This window comes from Oceanospirillum sediminis (assembly GCF_014164585.1).
Classification (GTDB): domain Bacteria; phylum Pseudomonadota; class Gammaproteobacteria; order Pseudomonadales; family Halomonadaceae; genus Oceanospirillum; species Oceanospirillum sediminis.
On sequence record NZ_JACJFM010000210.1, the window covers coordinates 1 to 366 of the forward strand.

1 protein-coding gene is annotated in these 366 nt (G+C 31.7%); it reads left to right on the forward strand.

Translation table 11 applies throughout. The features are described 5' to 3' along the window. The coding region (locus H4O21_RS28435) for a sulfatase/phosphatase domain-containing protein (protein WP_182812564.1) at nucleotides 1-366 on the forward strand (366 nt) is incomplete at both ends.

Consider the following 366-nt stretch of genomic DNA (forward strand, 5'->3'; position numbering starts at 1 on the left):
CTACCGATCAAGGCTTTTATTTAGGGGAAAAGGGTTGGTTTGATAAACGTTTTATGTATGAAGAATCATTGGAAATGCCAATGTTGATGAAATATCCTAAGAAAATTAAAGCAGGGACAGAAATTTCCGCATTAACTCAAAACTTAGATTTTGCTGAAACTTTTTTAGATTTTGCAGGTGTTACTATCCCAAAAGATATGCAAGGTAAATCCCTCAAGCCTTTACTAACTAATACTATAAAAGATGAAGATTTTAGAGATGCTATCTACTATCATTATTATGATTTCCCTGCATTTCACATGGTTAAAAAAATGTATGGTGTACGCACCAATCGTTTTAAATTAATACACGTTTATGATGATATTG